Source organism: Pseudomonas sp. MM211, assembly GCF_020386635.1.
GTDB lineage: Bacteria > Pseudomonadota > Gammaproteobacteria > Pseudomonadales > Pseudomonadaceae > Aquipseudomonas.
Genome location: NZ_CP081942.1, coordinates 4,461,094 through 4,481,924, shown reverse-complemented (window position 1 = coordinate 4,481,924; position 20,831 = coordinate 4,461,094). Strand labels below are relative to the sequence as shown.

14 protein-coding genes and 1 pseudogene are annotated in these 20,831 nt (G+C 62.9%); 12 read left to right on the top strand and 3 right to left on the bottom strand.

Annotated features, from left to right (window positions below; all coding sequences use genetic code 11):
- The first annotated feature begins 50 nt into the window (after positions 1-50).
- The 10 genes from K5Q02_RS20615 (at position 51) to K5Q02_RS20570 (ending at position 13,484) form a co-directional block, all read left to right on the top strand.
- On the top strand, positions 51-2,555 hold the full coding sequence (locus K5Q02_RS20615) for a TonB-dependent receptor plug domain-containing protein (RefSeq protein WP_225833736.1): 2,505 nt from the start codon (positions 51-53) through the stop codon (positions 2,553-2,555).
- A 76-nt stretch (positions 2,556-2,631) separates the two neighbouring features.
- Positions 2,632-4,107 (top strand): FAD-dependent oxidoreductase, encoded by a 1,476-nt coding sequence (locus K5Q02_RS20610; RefSeq protein ID WP_225833734.1) that lies wholly within the window; start codon positions 2,632-2,634, stop codon positions 4,105-4,107.
- Positions 4,104-5,081: an ABC transporter permease gene (locus K5Q02_RS20605; protein WP_225833732.1), complete on the top strand. Its 978-nt coding sequence runs from the start codon at positions 4,104-4,106 to the stop codon at positions 5,079-5,081. The genes K5Q02_RS20610 and K5Q02_RS20605 overlap by 4 nt, the downstream gene beginning before the upstream one ends.
- The gene (locus K5Q02_RS20600) at positions 5,078-5,962 is read left to right on the top strand and encodes an ABC transporter permease (RefSeq protein ID WP_225833730.1); all 885 of its coding nucleotides are present in this window, start codon (positions 5,078-5,080) and stop codon (positions 5,960-5,962) included. Before K5Q02_RS20605 ends, K5Q02_RS20600 begins: the two co-directional genes overlap by 4 nt.
- Complete coding sequence (locus K5Q02_RS20595) at positions 5,959-6,930, top strand: ABC transporter ATP-binding protein (RefSeq protein WP_225833728.1); 972 nt, start codon at positions 5,959-5,961, stop codon at positions 6,928-6,930. The genes K5Q02_RS20600 and K5Q02_RS20595 overlap by 4 nt, the downstream gene beginning before the upstream one ends.
- A complete protein-coding gene (locus K5Q02_RS20590) occupies positions 6,923-7,918 on the top strand; it encodes an ABC transporter ATP-binding protein (RefSeq protein ID WP_442963935.1) in 996 nt (331 codons plus the stop codon). Before K5Q02_RS20595 ends, K5Q02_RS20590 begins: the two co-directional genes overlap by 8 nt.
- 16 nt (positions 7,919-7,934) lie before the next feature.
- Positions 7,935-9,497: an ABC transporter substrate-binding protein gene (locus tag K5Q02_RS20585; protein ID WP_225833724.1), complete on the top strand. Its 1,563-nt coding sequence runs from the start codon at positions 7,935-7,937 to the stop codon at positions 9,495-9,497.
- Positions 9,497-10,762, top strand: a complete 1,266-nt coding sequence (locus K5Q02_RS20580) for an acyl-CoA thioesterase/BAAT N-terminal domain-containing protein (RefSeq protein WP_225833722.1) — start codon at positions 9,497-9,499, stop codon at positions 10,760-10,762. The genes K5Q02_RS20585 and K5Q02_RS20580 overlap by 1 nt, the downstream gene beginning before the upstream one ends.
- Before the next feature lie 575 nt (positions 10,763-11,337).
- Positions 11,338-11,928 carry a peroxidase-related enzyme gene (locus tag K5Q02_RS20575; protein ID WP_225839800.1) on the top strand — a complete coding sequence of 197 codons (591 nt, stop codon included), beginning with the start codon at positions 11,338-11,340 and terminating at the stop codon, positions 11,926-11,928.
- Positions 11,929-12,287: 359 nt separating this feature from the next.
- Entirely contained in the window at positions 12,288-13,484 is a 1,197-nt protein-coding gene (locus K5Q02_RS20570; protein ID WP_225833720.1) for a GGDEF domain-containing protein, read from the top strand.
- 350 nt (positions 13,485-13,834) lie between these two features.
- On the opposite strand, the gene K5Q02_RS20565 is transcribed toward K5Q02_RS20570, so the two are convergent.
- A complete protein-coding gene (locus K5Q02_RS20565; RefSeq protein WP_225833718.1) occupies positions 13,835-15,085 on the bottom strand; it encodes an MFS transporter in 1,251 nt (416 codons plus the stop codon).
- A gap of 63 nt (positions 15,086-15,148) precedes the next feature.
- Here K5Q02_RS20565 and K5Q02_RS20560 point away from each other — a divergent pair.
- Positions 15,149-16,154, top strand: a pseudogene (locus K5Q02_RS20560) (AraC family transcriptional regulator).
- A gap of 380 nt (positions 16,155-16,534) precedes the next feature.
- Entirely contained in the window at positions 16,535-18,166 is a 1,632-nt protein-coding gene (locus K5Q02_RS20555) for an ATP-binding response regulator (protein WP_225833716.1), read from the top strand.
- A gap of 155 nt (positions 18,167-18,321) precedes the next feature.
- Here K5Q02_RS20555 and K5Q02_RS20550 read toward each other — a convergent pair whose 3' ends face one another.
- Entirely contained in the window at positions 18,322-19,347 is a 1,026-nt protein-coding gene (locus tag K5Q02_RS20550; protein WP_225833714.1) for a GlxA family transcriptional regulator, read from the bottom strand.
- A 183-nt stretch (positions 19,348-19,530) separates the two neighbouring features.
- Positions 19,531-20,766 carry an aromatic ring-hydroxylating oxygenase subunit alpha gene (locus K5Q02_RS20545; RefSeq protein WP_179538860.1) on the bottom strand — a complete coding sequence of 412 codons (1,236 nt, stop codon included), beginning with the start codon at positions 20,764-20,766 and terminating at the stop codon, positions 19,531-19,533.
- Between the last annotated feature and the right edge of the window lie 65 nt (positions 20,767-20,831).

The following is a 20,831-nucleotide window of genomic DNA, read 5'->3' as shown; positions in this document are numbered from 1 at the left end:
ATCGCCGCAACACCTTTCCTACCAATGGCGATTTACCGGGGAGTACCGCAATGTCATCCAAACCATCCATCAACGCGAATCATCGACGTCGTCTGGCGCGCAGCCCGCTGAGCTTGGCCATCGGCCTGTGCCTGGCGCCGCTGGCTGGCCAGTCGATGGCGCAGGAAGTCGCTGTCGCAGCCGATGAGCCGGTACTGCAAACCGTCATTTCGGTGGGTAACCGCGGTACTCAGCGCACCGTGGCGGACAGCCCGGTGCCGGTCGATGTGCTGGATGCCAGAGCCCTGGAGAAGCAGGGCGCCAGTGCCCTGCGTGACGTGCTCTCGAACCTGCTGCCGTCCTTCCACGTGGCCAAGGTCACCGGTGGCGCCTACAGCAACGTGGCGCGCTCTGCCGGCCTGCGCGGGTTGGGGGGCGGTTACGTGCTGGTGTTGGTCAACGGCAAACGCCGCCATGCCAACGCGGTGTCTTCGGAAGGCTCGGGGCTGCAGGAAGGCTGGAACGCCGCGGATCTGGATTCGATTCCCATGGCCGCCGTCGACCGGGTCGAGGTGCTACGCGATGGCGCGGCGGCTCAGTACGGTTCCGACGCCGTGGCCGGGGTGATCAACATCATCCTCAAGTCCGACAGCAGTGGCGGCAGCGCCACCACCACGGCGGGGCGTCGCTCCCATTACGCCAGCGGCGTCGGCTCCAACGGTGAAACCTATCAGCAGAGCCTCAACTACGGCCTGGGCCTTCCCAATGAAGGCTTCCTGAGCCTGACCCTGGACTGGAAGAACCAGGACAGCACCAAGCGCTCGGCGGAGGCCACCGGTAGCTTCTACTACCCCGTGAATGGCCAGCCCGACCCACGGGAGAACACCGTGGAACGTCGTTCCTACGGCGGCGGCCTGCCGGAGATCGAGCAGCTGAACCTGTCCTACAACGCCGAGCTGCCGCTGAGCGACGATCTGCGTCTGTACTCCTTCAGTACCTACACCAAGCAGGACGCCCTGGTCTCCATCGGTTTCCGCCGGCCCAACTCGAACACCGTGCTCACCGAACTGTATCCGGACGGCATCGCCCCGGACTTCGAGTTCGACACCCGCGACTTCCACACCACCTGGGGGATCAAGGGCGAGGAGCTGGCCGGTTGGAACTGGGATCTGAGTACCACCTACGGTGAAAACACCCAGCGCATGGACTCTAGCAACAACCTCAACCCCTCGCTGGGGCCGGATAGCCCCACCGAGTTCTACCTGCAGAACAACGAACTGAGCCAGTGGGTCACCAACCTGGATTTCAACCGCCACGTCGATATCGGCCTGGCCAACCCGCTTAACTTCGCCACCGGGCTGGAGTACCGCGAGGATCACTATGTCACCGAGTCCGGTGACGAGGCCTCCTACGTCAATGGCCGTTACGTGTTCCCGGCTGGCCACCCGCGTGCCGGGCAGGAAGCGGCCATCGGTGCACTGGGCAACTATCTGTTGCTGCCCGAGGATGAAGCCAACCTGCGCCGCAGCACCTCGGCTGCCTATGTGGATCTGGGCCTGGACGTCACCGATAAATGGTACGTCGGCGCCGCTGGCCGCTACGAGCGCTACACCGACAGCGCCGGCAGTACCTGGAACGGCAAGCTCGCCACGCGTTATGCCTTTACCCCGGCGTTCGCGGTGCGCGGTGCAATCAATACCGGCTTCGTGGCGCCCTCGCTCACCCAGCAGGGCTATGCCAAGACCGGCCTGGGCCGCCGCACCGTCGGTAACGACACGGTGGACATCATGATCAAGCGCGTCCAGGCGGACTCCGCCATCGGCCGCGCCCTGGGCGCCGAAGAACTGACCCCAGTGAAGTCCACCAGCTACTCCCTGGGCCTGACCTGGACGCCGATCACCGATCTCAATCTGGCGGCGGATGCCTATGTGATCGACCTCGAAGACCGCATCGCCCTGATCAGCCCGCTTCAAGGCGCGGCGGTGGACGCGATTCTCGATGCCAATGGCTTCGGTCACGTGCAGCAGGTGCAGTACTACGCCAACGCCTTCGACACCCGCACCAAGGGCCTCGATCTGGTCGCCGACTACACCCAGCGTCTGGCCCAGTACGGCCGTCTGCGCTGGACTGTTGCGGCCAACTGGAACGACACCAGCATCACCGACATGGCGCCCAATCCTGCGCAGTTGCAAGGCCTCGGTCTGTCGCGCTTCCAGCGTACCGAGATCGGTAGCGTCACCGACTCCAAGCCGAGGAGCAAATACATCCTCGGGGTGAACTGGCAGGTCGGCGATTTCGATATCGGCCTGCGCAACACCCGCTACGGCAAGGTCAAGCTGCTCGGCACCGGCACCACGGTGGATCAGGAATTCAGCGCCAAGTGGATCACCGATGTGGACGCCACCTACAGCCTGACCGACAACGTGCGCGTGACCCTCGGTGCGGAGAACCTGTTCGACGTGTACCCGGACAAGCACACCGTCAATGACGTTTCGGGTGGCTCCTACTACTCGACCATCTCGCCGTTCGGCTCCTACGGCGCCTACTACTACACCCGCCTGAGCATCGACTTCTGACCCGTCGATGAGCCGGCCTCGTGCCGCAGCCGGTGAACGTCGGCTGCGGCTTTGCACTTCAACCGTGAGTATCTTCATGACCCGCAACGCCAGTGCCCCCATCGGTTTGTCCGCCCTCGAAGCGCGCTTGCGCCAAGACCTGCAATGGCTCGATCTACCCGCCAAGGCCTGGGCCAAACCACGTTTTCAGAATGGCGAGCAGTTGCTTGACGTCGCTATCGTGGGCGGTGGTATGGCGGGCCTGGCGCTGGCGACCGAATTGCGTCACCTGGGCATTGCGGTAGTGGTGCTGGACAAAGCCGCGGAGGGCTTCGAAGGCCCCTGGGCGACCACCGCACGGATGGAAACCCTGCGTTCCCCCAAGCAGCTCACCGGCCCGGCACTGGGTTTGCCGGCACTGACCTTTCGTGCCTGGTTCGAGGCGCAGTTCGGCATCTCCGCCTGGGAGCAACTCGACAAGATTGCGCGCTTGCAGTGGGCCGATTACCTGCGCTGGTACCGCCGCGTGGTCGGCCTCGACGTGCGCAACGGGCAGCGGGTAATGGCCGTGCAGCCCCAGGCCGAAGGCTGGGTACGCCTGCGCATCGACGGCCCGCAGGGCGAGCACGCGGTGTCCGCCAGGCATGTGGTGCTGGCCACCGGTCGCGATGGCCTGGGTGGCCCCTGGGTGCCGCCGCTGGCCGAGCAGTTGCCCCGCGAGCGCTGGGCGCATTCTGCCGATGGCTTGCAGGCCGAGTGGTTCGTCGGCAAGCGTGTGGCGGTGGTCGGTGGTGGCGCCTCGGCCATGGACGCGGCAGCGACCGCGCTGGAGGCTGGCGCGCAGCGGGTCGATCTGCTGATTCGCCGTGAACAGCTGCCACGCATCAACCGCGGCAAGGGCGCCGGTAGCCCGGGCATGACTCATGGCTACTGGCGCCTGAGCGACCAGTGGAAATGGCGCATTCGCCACTACCTCAACAGTCAGCAGGTTCCGCCGCCCCAGGGCAGCACCCTGCGCGTGGCACGTCACGCCAATGCACGCTTCCTGCTCGGCCGCAGCATCGAGTCGATCAGCCGCAACGCCGACGGCAGCCTGCGCGCGCTCCTGCCCGATGGCCAGGTGGATTACGACTTCCTGGTGTTCGCCACCGGCTTCAGCAATGACATGCGTCAGCGTGCCGAATTCGCCAGCCTGGCGCCCCATGTGCGTAGCTGGGCACAGCGTTTCGCCGAGCAGCGAGTCGTCCAGGAGCCAGGCGCACAGGCGGAGCTGAGCGAGTTGCCCGATCTTGGCCTGGCGTTCGAGTTTCAGCAGGCGCAGCCCGGCAGTTGCCCCGGCCTGGAGCAGGTGCACTGCTTCTGCTACCCGGCAGCGCTCAGCTACGGCGGTGTATCCGGGGACATTCCGGCGATCAGCGACGGTGCCAAGCGGCTAGCCCAGGCCCTGGCCGGCACGCTGTTCGTCGAGGATATCGACCAGCACTTCGCCGCCATGCAGGACTACGCCGAGCCCGAGCTGCAGGGTGACGAGTGGCAGCCCGGCGAACTGACCAGCGAGGAGCGCGAGCGATGACCGGCTGGCTTATCCGTCGACTGCTGCAGTCGCTGCTGGTGCTGCTGTTGATGAGCCTGCTGGTGTTCATCGGCCTGCAGGCGGTCGGCAACCCGGTGGATATTCTGGTCAGTGAAGATCTCAATCAGCAGGAGCGTCTGGAGGCCATTGCCCGGCTTGGCCTCGATCAGCCGCTGGCCATGCAGTATCTGGGGTTCCTGCGCGGTGCTCTGCAGGGTTCGCTGGGCGTCAGCTACGTCTACCACCAGGATGCCCTACAACTGATCTTTCAGCGCCTGCCGGCGACCCTCGAGCTGGCGGTGGTGGCGCTGACCATGGCAGTGCTGATCGGCGTGCCTCTTGGCCTGTTCGCCGGCCTGCACCCGGACAACCCGGTGGCGCGCCTGATCATGGCCGGCAGCATCATCGGTTTTTCCCTGCCGTCCTTCTGGGTGGCGTTGCTGCTGATCATGCTGTTCGCCGTGCACCTGGGCTGGCTGCCGGCCAGCGGCCGTGGTGAAACCGCCGAGTGGCTGGGCGTGCAATGGTCCTGGCTGACCCTCGATGGCTGGCGCCACCTGCTGTTGCCGGCCTGCAACCTGGCGCTGTTCAAGGTCGCGCTGGTGTTGCGCCTGACCCGTGCCGGCGTACGCGAAGTGGTGCAGCAGGACTTCGTCAAGTTCGCCCGAGCCAAGGGCCTGGCGCCGCACCGGGTGATTCGCATGCACGTGCTGCGCAACACCCTGATCCCGCTGGTCACCGTGCTCGGCCTGGAGCTCGGTTCGACCATCGCCTATGCGGTGGTCACCGAAAGCATCTTCGCATGGCCCGGTGCCGGCAAGCTGATCCTCGACAGCATCAACTCCCTGGATCGCCCCGTGGTGCTGGCCTACCTGATGGTCGTGGTGGTGATCTTCGTCAGCCTCAATTTGCTCGTCGACGTGCTCTATCGAGTACTCGACCCCCGGGTACGCCTGGCCGGAGGTGAGCAATGATCACTGCCCATTCACCCTGGCGTCAGTTGCTAGTCGACTTCGTCAGGTCGCCCTTGGCGGTGCTCGGCGTCCTCGGTTTGCTGCTGGTCGGCCTGAGCGCCTTGCTGGCGCCCTGGATCACCCCGCAGAACCCCTATGACCTGATGCAACTGGACGTTCTCGACGCGCGCCTGGCCCCGGGCAGCGAGAGCATGGCGGCCGGCTACACCTACTGGCTAGGCACTGATGGCCAGGGCCGCGATCTCTATTCGGCCATCGTCTACGGCCTGCGCATCAGCCTGCTGGTGGGCATCGGTTCGGCGCTGATCGCTGCCTGCATCGGCACCCTGATCGGCCTGCTGGCCGCCTACCGTGGGGGCTGGGTGGATGCCGCGCTGATGCGTCTGGTCGATCTGCTGCTGTCTTTTCCCGGCATCCTCATGGCCCTGATGATCCTCGCCTGGCTGGGCAAGGGCGTGGGTAACGTGGTGCTCACCCTGGTGCTGCTCGAGTGGGCCTATTACGCCCGTGCCGCCCGTGGCCAGGCGCTGGTCGAGCGGCGCCGCGAGTACGTCGAGTCGGCGCGGGGGCAGGGGCTGGGTTCGTTGCGCATCATGCTCGGCCACATCCTGCCCAACTGCCTGCCGCCGCTGATCGTCATCGCCACCTTGCAGATTGCCCGCGCCATTACCCTGGAGGCGACCCTGTCGTTCCTCGGCCTGGGCGTGCCGGTCACCGAGCCGTCGCTCGGCCTGCTGATCGCCAATGGCTTCCAGTACATGATGGGCGAGGAGTACTGGATCAGCCTGTTTCCCGGTCTGGCACTGCTGGTGACCATCGTCTCGATCAATCTGGTCGGCGATCAGTTGCGCGACCAGCTCAACCCGAGGTCGCAGCGATGACGCCAACACTCGAAATCCGCCACCTGACCACCGTCTTCGACAGCCGTGGCGGGCCGTTGCCGGCGGTGCGCGATCTGTCTCTGCAACTGGCACCGGGGCGCATTCTCGGCCTGGTGGGCGAGTCCGGTTCGGGCAAGTCGGTCACCGGCTTTTCCATCCTCGGTCTGGTGGATGCGCCGGGGCGTATCGCCAGCGGTGAGATCCTCTTTCAGGGCCAGGATCTGCGTCGCCTGAAACCCGGGCAGTTGCGCGCTTTGCAAGGCAACCGCCTGGCGATGATCTTCCAGGATCCGATGATGACCCTCAATCCGGTGCTGCGCGTCGACACGCAGATGATCGAGGCGGTCCAGGCCCATCGTCGGGTCAGCCACGAGGCAGCCCGCCGCCACTGTGCCGAAACCCTGGCGCTGATGGGCATCGCCAGCCCCGATGAGCGTCTGCGGGTCTACCCCCATCAGTTGTCCGGCGGCATGCGGCAGCGCATCGCGATCGCCATCGCCCTGTTGCACGGGCCGGATCTGCTGATCGCCGACGAGCCTACCACCGCGCTGGACGTGACCATCCAGGCGCAGATTCTCTCCGAAGTGCAGAAACTGGTGCGCCGGCAGGGCAGTTCGCTGATCTGGATCACCCACGACCTTTCGGTGGTCGCCGGGTTGGCCGACGACGTGGCGGTGATGTACGCCGGGCGCATCGTCGAGCAGGGGCCGGTCGACCAGGTACTGGACAACCCCCAGCACCCCTACACCCAGGGCTTGATCGCCAGCCTGCCGAGCCGTAACCGGCGCGGCCAGCGGCTGCGGCAGATTCCTGGCATGGCGCCAAGCCTGGCGGCCTTGCCAGCCGGCTGCGCTTTCGCAGCGCGCTGCCCACGAGTCAGCGCGCTGTGCGTTGCCGAGCCCGCCAGCCAACTGATGGCCAAGGCGCATTGGGTGCGCTGTTTCCACCCTGGAGGTGAGCATGAGTGAAGCCCTGGTGCAGCTGACCCAGGTCAGCAAGGTATTCGGCCCGCCGCCAGCGGGAGCGCTGGGGCGCCTGAGCGAGCGCTTGGGGCTGAGCAAGCCGGCGCAGCGCACCCGGGCGGTGAGCGGTGTCGACCTGCGCATCAACCGTGGCGAGGTGGTCGGTCTGGTCGGCGAGTCGGGGTGCGGCAAGTCCACCCTGGGCCGTCTGGTCGCCGGTCTGCTGGAGCCGACTGCCGGCCAGGTCGAGGTGCAGGGCCAGCAATTGCATCTGCTGGACGAGCGGGCGCGGCGTGCGGCGCGGTTACGTACCCAGATGATCTTTCAGGATCCGTACTCCAGCCTCAATCCGCGCCTGCGGGTCGACCGCATCGTCGGCGAGGGCGCGCGCCTGCATGGCTTGACCGACTCGGCGGGTTTCGATGACTACGTCAGCGCCCAGCTGCAGCGTGCCGGCCTCGACCCACAGATGCGCCGCCGCTACCCCCATCAGTTCAGCGGTGGCCAGCGTCAGCGCATCGGCATCGCGCGGGCCCTGGCGGTACAGCCGGAGCTGCTGGTCTGCGACGAGTCGGTGGCGGCGCTGGACGTGTCGATCCAGGCACAGATCCTCAATCTGTTCATGGACCTGCGCGAGCAACTGGGCCTGACCTACCTGTTCATCAGCCACGATCTCGGCGTGGTCGAGCACCTCTGCGACCGCGTGCTGGTGATGTACCTCGGCCGGGTGGTAGAAAGCGCCACGGTCGACGAACTGTTCGAGCATGCCAATCACCCCTACACCCAGGCTCTGCTGGCGCAGATCCCGCGTTTCGACCTGCGCCGCAGCCAGTACCAGCCCATCCACGGAGAAATGCCCAGCCCGCTGAACCCACCTGGCGGCTGCCATTTCCATCCGCGTTGCCCGCACGCCACGGCACGTTGCCGCGAGCAGGCGCCGGCCTTGCGCGAGATCGCGCCGGGTCACCTCAGCGCTTGCCACCTCAACCCTTGAACCTCAGGAAGCTGCCATGAAACTCAACCTTCTGCCGCTGTTAACCGCTGCCTTGCTTGGCGCCGCTGGCGTGCAGGCCGAGACGCTGCGCATCGGCTATGCCGACCCTGTATCGAGCCTCGACCCGCAACTCAACAACTACGCGGGCGATCGTTCGATTGCCCTGCACGTATTCGGCTCGTTGCTGGAGCGGCGCGACAGCGAAATCCTTCCCGGCCTGGCGGAAAGCTGGAAGGTCATCGACCCGCTGACCTGGGAGTTCAAGCTGCGCCAGGACGTCAAATGGCAGGACGGCACCCCGTTCACCGCCGACGACGTGGTGTTCTCGCTGGAGCGCGCACCCAAGGTACCCGGCAGCCTGTCGTCCTATTCCGCCGGCCTGCGCACCGTCGCTTCGGCCAAGGCTATCGACGCCCACACCCTGCGGGTGACCACCTCGGTGCCCAACCCCAATCTGCTGCCCAATATCGACTCCATCTACCTGGTCAGCCGCAAGACCGGTTCGCTGTCGAGCAGCGACGATTACAACAGCGGCAAGGCCATGGTCGGCACTGGCCCGTACCGCTTCGTCTCCCACGTTCCGGGGGATCGCACCCTGTTCGAGCGCAACCCGAGCTACTGGGGCACGCCCGCTCGTTGGGACAAGGTCGACTACCGCTACATCGCCAACCCGGCCGCGCGCACCGCCGCCCTGCTGGCCGGAGACGTGGACGTCATCGACAAGGTGTCGCCAGCCGACGTGGCGCGCCTGAGCAAGAGCGACAAGGTCAGCCTGTACGCTTATCCGGGGCTGCGTGCCCTGTTGGTGCAGCCGAGCCTGCGTGCCGGCAGCAACGAATTCATCCGTGGCAACGATGGCAAGCCACTGGCTGAAAACCCGCTGCGTGATCCGCGCGTGCGGCGTGCGCTGTCGGTCGCGATCAACCGCACGGGCATCACCGAACGCATCCTCCAGGGCACTGCCAGCGTGGCCAACCAGTGGATGCCGGCCGGCACCTTCGGCTACAACACGCAGATTCAGGACATCCCCTACGATGCTGCCCAGGCCGAGGCGCTGCTCGCCGAAGCCGGCTACCCCGAAGGCTTCCAGCTGACCGTGCACGTACCCGGTGACCGCTACCCGCTGGCGCCCGAGTCGATGCAGGCCGTGGCGCAGTTCTGGTCGCGCATCGGCGTCAAGGTGCAGCTGGAAGTGGTGCCATGGGCGGTCTACGCCAGCCGCGCCAACAAGAACGAATACGCCGTCAGCGTCATCGCCTGGGGCAACGGCACCGGCGAGGCCAGTTACGGCCTGATCAACGTGCTCGCCACCCCGGATGCTTCCAAGGGCCTGGGCGGTTCCAACTGGGGCCACTACAGCAACGCCAAGGTCGACCAGGCACTGGCCGAAGCCACCGAAGAGTTTGATGACACCCGTCGCGCCGCGATCCTCAGCGATGCCGCCCAGGTGGTCAGCGACGACGTGGGCATCATCCCACTGTTCCATTACCAGAACATCTGGGCCGCCCGCAAAGGCCTCAAGGTCGAGCCGCTGGTCAGCGACCGCACCGCAGCGCAGATGGTCAGCGAGGTAAAGTGATGACGGGTGTGTCACGTATCCAGGTCAGCCCGCAGGATGGCCTGCTCGACGAGCCACGGCATATCCGCCTGCAAGGGCTGCAGCCATTCGAGCGGGTCGAGCTGAGCAGCGAGACGCTGCGCGGCGCGGTGTCCTGGCAGGCCAGGGCGAGCTTCGTCGCCAATGCCGAGGGCGAGGTCGACCTGCTGCGTGATGCACCCGTGGATGGCGATTATCGAGACGTCAGCGGCCTTGGTCTGCTCTGGTCGCAACGGCCCGTGGGAGCCGCCTCGGCGCAGCCGTTCAATGACTCGGTGGCCCAGCCGCTGGTCACCCAGCTGACCCTGACATCCTCCGCGGGCCAGGCGCATGCGCAATTCACCCAGCGGCTGATGGCCGCCGGTGTGACGCGCCGGGAAGTGCGCACAGGGCGCCTGGTCGGCACCCTGTTCCTGCCCGCAGGGGAGGGGCCGCACCCGGCCGTGATGGTGCTCAATGGTTCCGGTGGCGGCATCAACGAACCCCGTGCGGCACTCTATGCATCACGCGGCTATGCGGCCTTCGCCCTGGCCTATTTCAAGGCACCGGGGCTGTCCGACTACATCTCCAACACGCCACTGGAGTACTTCCTCGAAGGCCTCGACTGGCTGCGGCAGGAGGTGCGTCCTGCGGGGGGCTTCGTCGCGCTCAGCGGGCAATCCCGTGGGGGAGAGCTGGTGCTGTTGCTGGGCAGCCTGTTCCCCGACAAGGTCAATGCGGTGATCGGCTACGTGCCCGGCGCACTGGTGCACGGTGGCCAGGCCGCCGCCGACCCGGCAGTGGGCCGCGACGGCCCGGCGTGGCTGTATCAGGGCAAGCCGCTGGTGCATCTGTGGAACGACAACCGCCATGGCAACTGGAGCGACCGCGACGCCGGGCGCCGCAACGCGCTGTCCATCGCCACCGCGCTGCAGGATGAAGACGCGGTGCGCAAGGCGCGCATCCCCGTGGAGAACATTCGCGGCCCGGTGATCATGCTCACCGCCGGTGATGACGCTGCTTGGCCGTCGAGCCGCTACGGGCGCATGGTCGAGGCCAGCCTCGAGGCCGCCGAACACCCCTGGCCGGTGCAGCGGCTGGACTACCCCGAGGCCGGGCACAGCATTCTGCTGCCGTTCATTCCCGCGACCTATGCCCACGACGGCCACCCACTGGCCAACGCCGAAGCCAACCGTCACTCCTGGCAGGCGGTAAGGGCCTTTCTCGATACCGCCGTGTCGCAGCATCTACAGAAGGTACAACCATGAGCAACCAAGCAACCGGCACCCCAGTGGATGTCGTCGACGCTGCCGCTGGCGTGGCAGAAGGCAGCGAGCTGCATGGCATACGCCACGCCCGTCATAAGGTGGTCGCGGCTACTCAGGGCAGCTACGACGCACTGTTCGCCAGCAACCTCGAGACCGGCCTGACCCTGCCAGAGCGGCTGTTGCTGGCCTTGTATGCCAGCCAACTGAGCGCCCAGCCGGCGCTGGTCAGCCACTACCGGCAACGCTTGCGTGCCGATGCGCTGCCAAGTGAGTGGCAACCGCTGCTCGATCCGATCCGGCCCGAAGCGTTCGCCTCGCAGCGCCTGCAGGTGCTACTGGCGTTCACTCGGCGATTGACCGTGAAACCCGTGGAGGGCGACCGTGAGGCCTTGCAGAGCCTGCAGTCTGCCGATCTGGACACGCCCTCTGCGGTGGTGCTGGCCCAGCTTCTGGCGTTCATCGCCTATCAGGTACGGCTGATCGCCGGTCTGGCCGCCATGGCCCAGCCCCATGATCCGGCCACTGCCGAACCGGCGCCGCCTGGCGAACGCGAGCCGGGCGCGCAGAGCGGGGCGTTGATCGACATCCAGGGCTTCACCAATCGCACCCTGGGCTGGCGCTCCTGGCTGGACATCCTCGAACTGGAGCGCGCCAATCCCGAACAACTGGCTGTGCTGGAAGAGAGCCACCCCAAGGCCAAGGTGTCGGAGTACTACCTGACGCTGATCCATCAGCCAGAAATACTGCGGCAGCGTTCCCTGGCCTTCAACGCCATCATGTACGCCCCAGGCGGCTTGCCACGTGCCGAGCGGGAATTGGCCAGCGCCGTCGTTTCGCGTACCAACCGGTGCGTGTACTGCGCCTCGGTGCATGCCCAGCGTTATGCACAACTGGCCAAGCGCGACGAGATCATTCGCGAAGTCTTCAACGACCCCCACAGCGCCGGGCAGACGCCACGTGAACGGGCCATCGTGCACCTGGCCATCGACCTGACCCTGCAGCCCGGCAGTTTCAGTGCCGAGCACCTGCTCGCCGCCCGCCAGGCCGGGCTCGGCGAGGGCGAGCTGCTCGACCTGATCCACGCCGTGGCGATCTTTGCCTGGGCCAACCGCCTGATGCTCAATCTGGGCGAGCCGATCTGGCCGGAAGAATCGAGCGCAGTCTGAGCCAGTGAGTGGGAGGCCAACGGCGGTAGCCATCACCTAGCTCTCACATAAATCGCAGCTCCCGCAGGGCCAGGGCAACCCTGGCGTTCCTGCGGATCAGCTGCTGCTAGAGGAAGCCCGTACAGAGCGGGCAGGGCAGTGGGCTTGCGAGCGCCCCGCCATTGATGCCCAGGCCGCCGGCCCTGCGATCTGGTCGTCGGATTTCCAGCACCGCGCGTGTTTGCCGGATTATCCTGGTATGGCTATATGCGATTACTATTTGCAGTCTTAGATAGCCGAATGCGTTAGAGGCGGGATGGGGGCATTTTCGCCATTCCTGCAGTATCCGGCTCCTGCCACCCCTCTACTTGCGCGAACCCATGGTCACCACCACCGTCATCCTCGGCATGCTCTGCGTGCACTTGCTGTGTTTCTGCGTGATGTTCCTGCTGATCAGCACCCGGCTGAGCGGCAAGAAGCTGGGCATGGATGTCTTCGCGCTAGGCAACTTTCTGCTTGGGCTCGCCTACATCTTGCAGTTGCTAGGTGACCCTGCAAATAGCGGGGTGCTCAGTGTTATCAACCACACGCTGACGCTCTGCGCCCCCGTCGCTTATGTCCTGGGCGCCATGCGCTTTTTTGATCGCCCAACCCCGATATGGCGCCCACTGCTCGCACTGGCAGGTACCTACACGGCCGTGCAACTGCTGATGGAGTCAACGCTCGGGCCTGATGCACGCCACGCCTTGTTGGCGGGATCTTGCATGTTGCTGTTTCTGGCCATGACAGTGACGGCGCTTTATGTGAGGGGAAATGTGGCCAAGGATTTGCGCGTAGAAATGGCCGTGTTCGCCGTTTTGATTGCTGGCATCTGTGCGCTGAACGCGGCAAAGCTGGTGATGATTCTCAATGTGGGCTTGGAGGTGCTCGATATGAACACCAGGTTCCAGAAAGCCTTCTATATCTACATGTCGTTCCTGGGGACAGTGCTTCCCCCCTGCGCGGTCTGGCTGGTTCTGCGCCGTCTCACCGATGAGCTGCGCAGCATGGCGGCACACGACCCGCTGACCCGATTGCTCAATCGGCGCGGGCTGATGGATGGGCTGGATGCGCATTTCCATTCACGATCGGCAGGGCCTGCGTATCTGCTGATCGTGGATATCGATCACTTCAAACGCATCAACGATACCTACGGCCACAAAATGGGCGATCTCGTGCTGTGCCATGTTGCCGATGTTCTCAAAGCCACTGCCCGCGAAGGCGATCTGACCTGCAGGCTGGGCGGCGAGGAATTCGCGGTCGTCTGCCAGGGCACGGACAGGGCTGGTGCCATGCAACTGGCAGAACGCATGCGTACGGCAATCGAGCAAATCGAAGTGCCTGGTATCGGCCTGAACCAAGCGATCCGCTGCACGGCAACCATCGGCGTTTCGGATGACTTCACCAGCACGCAAGCGCTGGAGCAAACCATGCAGCAAGCCGATGCCGCGCTCTACCGAGGCAAGAAGTCAGGGCGCAATCGTGTTGAGTATGGGCAGGAAGATTACGCAGGCCAGGCGCAATCTACGCTGATCTAGGTGCTGTTGATGGGGAGGGGGGTAGATTTATTTATGGGGCAACATCGGTGCATAAATAGTAAATCCGTCCTGTTTGCCCTGTATGGATGTGTGCTCGCGTCGCATTTTTAACGTGGCAAGGAGGCAAGTGATGCCAGTGAAAGTTGTTTGGAGAGTTCTTTTTGTTTTCATGCTTTGCGTGGCAGCGTTGGTTTTTTATGTTTTCGGAAGCTGGGCTTACGTTGGGGTTCGTAACTATCAAGGATACTGAATTAGTGCAGGAGAAGCCTCGGCCGCTAGCCGCCCTTCGCGACCGGTAGCAGTCGGCCAAAAGCAACTATTCGCCGACTCCGAACAAGTGATCACACATTTTAAAGATGCAGAACCTGACCGTCCCCTGCGCCGTGCCCTGGCGCTTCGACCTTAACCCGCATCCCGATCAACAGCGCTGCGAGCAGCATCAGAATGCCAGCGGCGACAAATACGCCGGCGATGCCACTGAAACTGAACATAGCGCCCCCGGCAGCGGCACCCGCAGCGATCGCCGACTGCACCGAGGCCACAACCATTCCTCCCGCACTTTCCGCCTGATCTGGCACCGCCCGGGCTACCCAGTTTGACCACGCCACTGGAACACCGCCGAAAGCTATGCCCCAGAGAGCCAATAACAACACCTGAAACGGCACAGAAGCAGGCAGCAAAACCAGGGCTAATGCTGCAACGCCGACCAGCGCAGGCATCATCACCATCGTCCCCCAGGGGCTACGCTCAAGTAGCCAACCTGCCAGCAGGGTGCCGACGAAGTTAGCTGCGCCGAAACCCAGCAGCATCAGCGCCAATCCTTCGGCCCCCACGCCGGTTGTGCTTTCCAGAAACGGCCGGATGTAGGTGAACAACGCGAAGTGTCCTGTATGCACCAGCACGCAACCCAGCATGCCCACGGCAATACCCGGACGCAGCAGCACTTCCAGCACCGTTCTCAAGCGTGCCGGCCTGCGCGGTGCCAGAGGGGGCAGCGTGAAAAGCTGGAAAACCAGCGTCACTACCCCGACGGCGGCGGCCGCCACAAAAGCACTGCGCCAGCCATATAACCCGCCCAAATAGCTGCCGAGCGGCACCGCCACCACAGTGCCCACCGCAATACCGCTGAAAATAATCGACAGGGCCCGCGGCAGCAACGTCGCTGGCACCAAACGCATCGCCACTGCCGCCGCCATGCTCCAGAAGCCGCCGAGTGCGATGCCTAGCAAAATCCGCATGATCAGCAGAACCATCAGGCTGGAAGAGAAAGCCACCAGCAAGTTGGAGGCAATCATCAGCATGGAAAAGCACAGCAATACCACGCGCCGGTCGATCCCTCGCGTCAAGCCTGGCACCAGTAACCCAGAGAACAGCGCCACTACTGCAGTTACTGTCACCGCCTGCCCCGCCAAGGCTTCCGACACACCCAGTTCAACAGCCATCGGCGTCAGCAAGCTGGCCGGGAGGTACTCCGCCGTCAACAATCCAAACACGCCCATCGCAAGCGAGAACACCGCCATCCAGGCCGGTGTCGCTGGCTCTGCATCAGCCTCGTTGCCAAAGTGCGCATCAGTTACAACGTCACACACCCCATTACTCATCACTAAATACCTCTGGAATTATCTCAACCAGAAGTCTATGGAAGCAGAGCAGGATGTTCTATGATGCAAAGTCTTCAGTTTTTGACCGAAACCCCGTAATAACATCTATGGATCAGTTCGCCTTATCGTCCGACCTCATCAACGAACTGTTACGCGGCATGCGCCTGCGGGGCGTCGAGTACCGCCGCATCCAGGCGGGCCCCTTTTTCGGGCTGGGTTTTGCTGCCAAACCAGGACACGCCTACTTCCATTTCCTCGCCGTCGGCACCGCCGTCCTGCGTGCGGAGGATGGCACTTTGTACGAGTTGTCGGCCGGCAACGCCGTGTTCATCGCCCAGGGTGAAGCCCATCAACTTCTCTCAAGCTTGGACGTACCCGCCCAAGACATCGGCAGCTTCGACGCGGTCCTCTCGGCGACGCGATCTGCGCCGTAGATGCTTCCCCCGGTGCCGATGTCAGCCCCAGCACCATTATCTTCAGCGGTTGTATGGAGTTCGAACTCACAAGCTTGCATGGCCTTGGCGGGTTGATGCCAGATCTGATGCTGATTGATGCCAGGGGGCAGCGTTACCCTGGACTTATGCCGATTCTCGCCTCCATGGAGCGTGAAGTTCGCTCCGCACGCATCGGCTTCGCAGGCATCCTCGCTCGTCTCGCCGACGTAGTGGCGGCGATGATCGTCCGTGGCTGGGTTGAATGCGCCTGCGGCAACGCCTCAGGCCTGGTGGCCGCTTTGCGCGACCCCAGGCTGGCCAGTGCGCTCCTGGCCTTGCACAGGGAGCCGGCGCGTGACTGGACCGTAGCGGAACTGGCGGCGCAATGTAATATCTCTCGCTCTGTCTTTGCGGAACGCTTCCAGGTCACTGTCGGCATCCCCCCGCTGCGCTATGCAACGGAGCTGCGGATGCGCCTTGCCAGTCAATGGCTAAGTCTTGAGCGACTATCTATTGATGCCGTAGCGCAGCGCCTGGGCTATACCTCTCAGGCGGCCTTCAGTCGCGCCTTCAAGCGCATCACCGGCCAGCCACCCGGCGCTAGCCGGCGAATGGCTCGTTCTATCGCATCCTGAAGTATGAAAATGTGGAGTGTGCATAGACACTTGTATCGATCTGGTAATCCCCCCTGATGTAAGCGGGTGCTATGGGTCGACTGGCGCCCTTCACGACAGGCACCAACCGGCCAAAAAGTGACGTTGGACACGGGCCTTCCTCGTCGGGAAGCTCAGATTTTTATAACCAATAAAAGTATTGATTGTGGGTGAATCAACCCGCTTACCAGTTCAGCAAATTCGACATCATGCTGGATTTCGCGCGGGTCGGGGGTATATGGCGGCCGAGTAGTGCAGGCGTACTAAACCCACTTCATAACGTCAGTGTTGTATTGCGCCTGAAAAAGTCTGGGGGCTATGGTGGCCGGATATTCGAATCAAAAGCCTTCCGGGAAGTTTCCATGTTCACGACCGCCCCTACCGCATACGACGTCGAGCGCTCTCAGGCGATCGTGCGCCTGATCATCGCACCAATCATCACCAGCTACGCACTGCTGCTCTATCAGCAATCGTTCATAGAATCATTGCTAGCCCTGCAGGTCCTCTGGCTCATGACGATGTGCTTCGTCGTTTCTCTGGTGCTATGGGTCGATATCCGCCGCCGGCCAGGTAATCGACCAGTACGGCGGGTGCTCACCATGCTCATTGACTATGGCTGCCTCACCGCAATGATCGCCGTAGGCGATGCGCCCATGCTGCCGATCTATGCGATCCTGCTCTGGGTGACTGTCGGTTATGGGCTGCGTTACAGATCAGGTTACCTGTTGCTGGCAACCATCATGGCCATGATCTCGCTGCTGATAATCGTCAGCACATCGGCCTACTGGCGATCGCAGCCTTACCTGATCTTCACCTTGGTGCTCACCACTCTGATGGTGCCAGCCTACATACACGCCCTACTCAAGCGCTCACGTCGGGCGACCGAGGCCGAGCAGGCAGCCAACCTGGCCAAATCGCAGTTCCTGGCGCAAGCCAGCCATGACCTTCGCCAACCCATTCACTCCATCAGCCTGTTCACCGCCTGCCTGCGCGACAGCAGCCTGGATACCGAGCAGAAGCGCCTAGTGGAAAACATCGACAAATCGCTGCACAGCGTCACCCGCCTGTTTCGTTCGATTCTCGACATCTACTCGCTGGACAGCGGCAAGGTCGTTCCGCAGATAGAGGTCCTGCCACTGCACAAGCTCCTGCAACACCTGATCCAGCAGAACACCGAGGCCGCTCGCTGGGCCGGGGTGGACATTCGTCTGCACTGCCCGCCGGTATATGTGCGTGCCGATCATGGGCTACTGAACACCATGTTGCAGAACCTGCTCTCCAACGCCCTGAAGTACGCCCCCGGGCAACCCTTGCTGGTCGGTTGCCGGCGCAAAGGCACGGGCCTGTCCATCGAGTTTTACGACAAGGGTCGAGGCATCGCCGCAGCGCATCTCGACAATATCTTCGAAGAGTTCTACCGGGTACGTCAGGCGCGCGACAGCGATGTCGAGGGCATGGGCCTTGGGCTGACCATCGTCAGGCGACTGGGGAAGCTGCTGGGGCTGCGCATTCGTATCCGCTCCGTAGAAGGCCGCGGCACGCTCGCCGCAATCGACGGCCTGCAACGGGTAGCGGCACCGGTCGAGCGCGCCTCACCGGCAAGCGGCGCCAGCCAGGCGCCGCGCATGCTCGATGGGCTGCGGATATGCCTGATCGAGGACGATCAGAACGTTCTGCTGGCTACCGCCACCCTGCTGAAGAAATGGGGCTGCGAAGTCGCCACCTTCACCTCGATCCCCGACGTTTCGCCCAACTTCGATCTGGTAGTTACCGACTTCGACCTTGGCCGCGAGGCCTCCGGGGCCGACTGCATCGCCCATGTACGCGCACTCAGCGGCCGCAACGTGCCCGCCATCATCATGACCGGGCACGATGTGCGCCGTGTTCAAGAGCAATTGGGCGATGAGGAGATTCCGATCTTGTCCAAGCCCGTGCAGCCCGCCGAACTGCGCTCGCTGCTGGTGGCACTGAAACAAAAAGCGCTAGCTGCTTAGGGCCTGCTGCCGATCTCCAGCATCAAACGCAGCCAATTAACAGTTGAGTGGATATATTCTCCGCGCTCTAACCGTCCGCCTCTGGCCGAAAACGGCCTGTCATGACGTCTGCTATCCGCCAAAGAGACATCCAAAGAGGCAGCTGAAGAAACTGCTCATTTACTAGATTTCACATTGCCCTGACGCCTTTCTTTCGAAGGGGAGTTACCGAAGTAGGACGCGTAGCATTTGCTGAAATGGCTTGGCGAGGCGAAACCGCAGGCGACGCTGACATCCAGAATTGGCAAGTCAGAGTACTGGAGCAAGCGCCGTCCTTCGGTGATACGAAGCTCCAGGTAATAGCGCACCGGTGTGGTGCCAAGTTGCTGCTGGAATAGCCGCTCGATCTGGCGCCGAGAACGGCCCGAATATTGAGCCAATTGCTCGGCACTCAGGGGCTCTTCGATATTTGCGCCCATCAGGCTGATCACGTTCCGCAACGGCTCGCTCATCTTGGCGTGCAGAGCAGGGCGGACTCGTCTGAAGCGGGATTCCTCGAAGGCCAAGATATCTACGATTCCTTCAACCAGATCACGGCCATGGAGTTTGTTGATCCACTCCAGCACCATGTTGAACGCGCCGGTAGGACTGGCTGCCGTCAAACGGTCATGATCGACCATGAAGCTTTCCGAAGTGACTTGGCTATTCCTGGCGATCTCCGCCAGCGCGGCTCTATGCTCCGGGTGGATCGCGCACTTGTATCCGTCAAGCAGGCCCGCCTGTCCCAGAAACCATGCGCCGCTCCATAGGCCTGCCAGGGCGATATCCTTTTCATTCGCAGCGTGTAGAAGTTGCTTCAGAGCAGGAATCGGGCGCAGGTTGGTACGCAGCCCTCCGCAGACCACCAGCAAATCGAGCCCCGTTAGATGGCTTACGTTCAGCTCGGCACTGGGGCAGATGGTGATACCTAGATCACTGACCACCGCTTCGCCGTTCAGGCTGAAGGTTCGAGTCGCGAATACGTCAGCGTTGATCAGGTTGGCCGTTACCAGGATATCCAGCGCCTGAGTGAAGGCAGGCAGGGAGAAGTGTTCCAGAAGCAGAAAGCCGACATTGGTCTTTCGCAGGGCAAGGCCCTCCTTACCTACGAACCGCAGGTTTTGTCCCTGTAGCTGCTCACTAAAGCTTCGTCTGTTCGACATATATCAACGATCTCATCCTTGTCGAGTCGGCGCCAATGCTGCCTGTGGAGTGTCTTGCGAGAGCCGAGAGGTCGATAACGGAATTCAGAGCTTAGTGCTCTATCTGCTATTCCCGTGGGGAGCCTGTTACGTGCGAGAAAACGGCGCCCTATAGACGCCGCTTTGTGTGGTTGGGATCAGGTTTCAGCCAACCGACTTCAACGCAATCGGCCCGCGGAGGCGTTCTAGCATGGTCGCGCAGTACCAATCATCGAATTGGCACACGCCGTTTTCGGCAATTTCCGAGTATGGGCCTGGCTCGTAGGAAGGCGAATTGACGCCGGCCTGAGTGCCCTCGACCAACTGACGATCCTGGTCGTTGGTTGCGATCCACACCTTGGTCAGGCGCTCGATGTCGTAATCCACTCCCTCGACCGCCGACTCCGGCACCAGCCACTTCGTAGTAACCAGGGTTTCGTTCGGGCCAATGGGCAGCACTCGGAAGCTCAGTGCGTGGTCGCCCAGAAAGTGGTTCCAAGTGGACGGGTAATTGAAATAGAGCAGGGCACCGATGTCAGCTTCGCCGCTCTTGTCGAGCCGGCCATTGACGGCGGGCTTGCCATCCATCGTGTAGCTCACTGCACCAGCGGAGAGCGGGATGCGGGTCATGCGGAAGCGACCGTTGATGTCCATGACCAGCTTGCTGGGCATACCGGCTCGTTCGCAGCGAGCCCAGTGGGCGCTCAGTTCCGGGTCGTCTTCGCCACCCACGCCTGCGACTGAGAGGTTCTCCACGAAGGAATTGAGCAGCTCTGGGTGTGTGCCGTCGCAGTGGTAGCACTCGCGGTTATTCTCGAAAACCAGCTTCCAGTTGCCTCGTTCGATCAGGTCGGATTTGAAGGCGACTTTGCAGTTATCCAGAAAGTGCGGCGCGATGAAGGGCTTTACCGCGCTGCGGAAAGAGTCGAAGTCGGGTGCCTTGGTGGCGACACAGACATAGATGAAGCTTTCGACGATTTCGCAGTGCACGGGCTTCAGGTTGTACTGGGTTTTATCGAAGTCAGTGCCCATGTTGCCAGCGAACAACAGGTTGCCGTCCAGCTCGTAAGTCCACTTGTGATAAGGGCATACGAGCTTGGCTACTTTACCCTGTTCGTGCTCGCAGACCTTGGCGCCACGGTGGCGGCAAGCATTATGAAAGGCATGCACCTGGCCGTTCTTGCCACCTACCACAACGACCGGGTAATCCCCGATCTGCAAGGTGAAGTACTGGCCAGGTTTGGCGACTTCGAATGTATGGCCGGCGAAGATCCAATCCTTGTGCCAGATCTGCTCCAGATCCTGGCGATAGACCTGGGGATCACTGTAAAGCTCACGGGGTAGCGAGTGTCGGGCTTTGCGTTGAGAGATCAGGTCGATGACGGTTTGCTTGTTACTCATAGTGGTTCCTCCAGGAAACATACCTTGAGCCGAATTTCGTTAACGGTCTTGTTGGTCTTGTGATG

Excerpts from the sequence above, each read along its gene's own strand:
- K5Q02_RS20615 (WP_225833736.1), top strand. The coding sequence starts at position 51 with ATGTCATCCAAACCATCCATCAACGCGAATCATCGACGTCGTCTGGCG.
- K5Q02_RS20610 (WP_225833734.1), top strand. The coding sequence starts at position 2,632 with ATGACCCGCAACGCCAGTGCCCCCATCGGTTTGTCCGCCCTCGAAGCG.
- K5Q02_RS20605 (WP_225833732.1), top strand. The coding sequence starts at position 4,104 with ATGACCGGCTGGCTTATCCGTCGACTGCTGCAGTCGCTGCTGGTGCTG.
- K5Q02_RS20600 (WP_225833730.1), top strand. The coding sequence starts at position 5,078 with ATGATCACTGCCCATTCACCCTGGCGTCAGTTGCTAGTCGACTTCGTC.
- K5Q02_RS20595 (WP_225833728.1), top strand. The coding sequence starts at position 5,959 with ATGACGCCAACACTCGAAATCCGCCACCTGACCACCGTCTTCGACAGC.
- K5Q02_RS20590 (WP_442963935.1), top strand. The coding sequence starts at position 6,923 with ATGAGTGAAGCCCTGGTGCAGCTGACCCAGGTCAGCAAGGTATTCGGC.
- K5Q02_RS20585 (WP_225833724.1), top strand. The coding sequence starts at position 7,935 with ATGAAACTCAACCTTCTGCCGCTGTTAACCGCTGCCTTGCTTGGCGCC.
- K5Q02_RS20580 (WP_225833722.1), top strand. The coding sequence starts at position 9,497 with ATGACGGGTGTGTCACGTATCCAGGTCAGCCCGCAGGATGGCCTGCTC.
- K5Q02_RS20570 (WP_225833720.1), top strand. The coding sequence starts at position 12,288 with ATGGTCACCACCACCGTCATCCTCGGCATGCTCTGCGTGCACTTGCTG.
- K5Q02_RS20565 (WP_225833718.1), bottom strand. The coding sequence starts at position 15,085 with ATGAGTAATGGGGTGTGTGACGTTGTAACTGATGCGCACTTTGGCAAC.
- K5Q02_RS20555 (WP_225833716.1), top strand. The coding sequence starts at position 16,535 with ATGTTCACGACCGCCCCTACCGCATACGACGTCGAGCGCTCTCAGGCG.
- K5Q02_RS20550 (WP_225833714.1), bottom strand. The coding sequence starts at position 19,347 with ATGTCGAACAGACGAAGCTTTAGTGAGCAGCTACAGGGACAAAACCTG.
- K5Q02_RS20545 (WP_179538860.1), bottom strand. The coding sequence starts at position 20,766 with ATGAGTAACAAGCAAACCGTCATCGACCTGATCTCTCAACGCAAAGCC.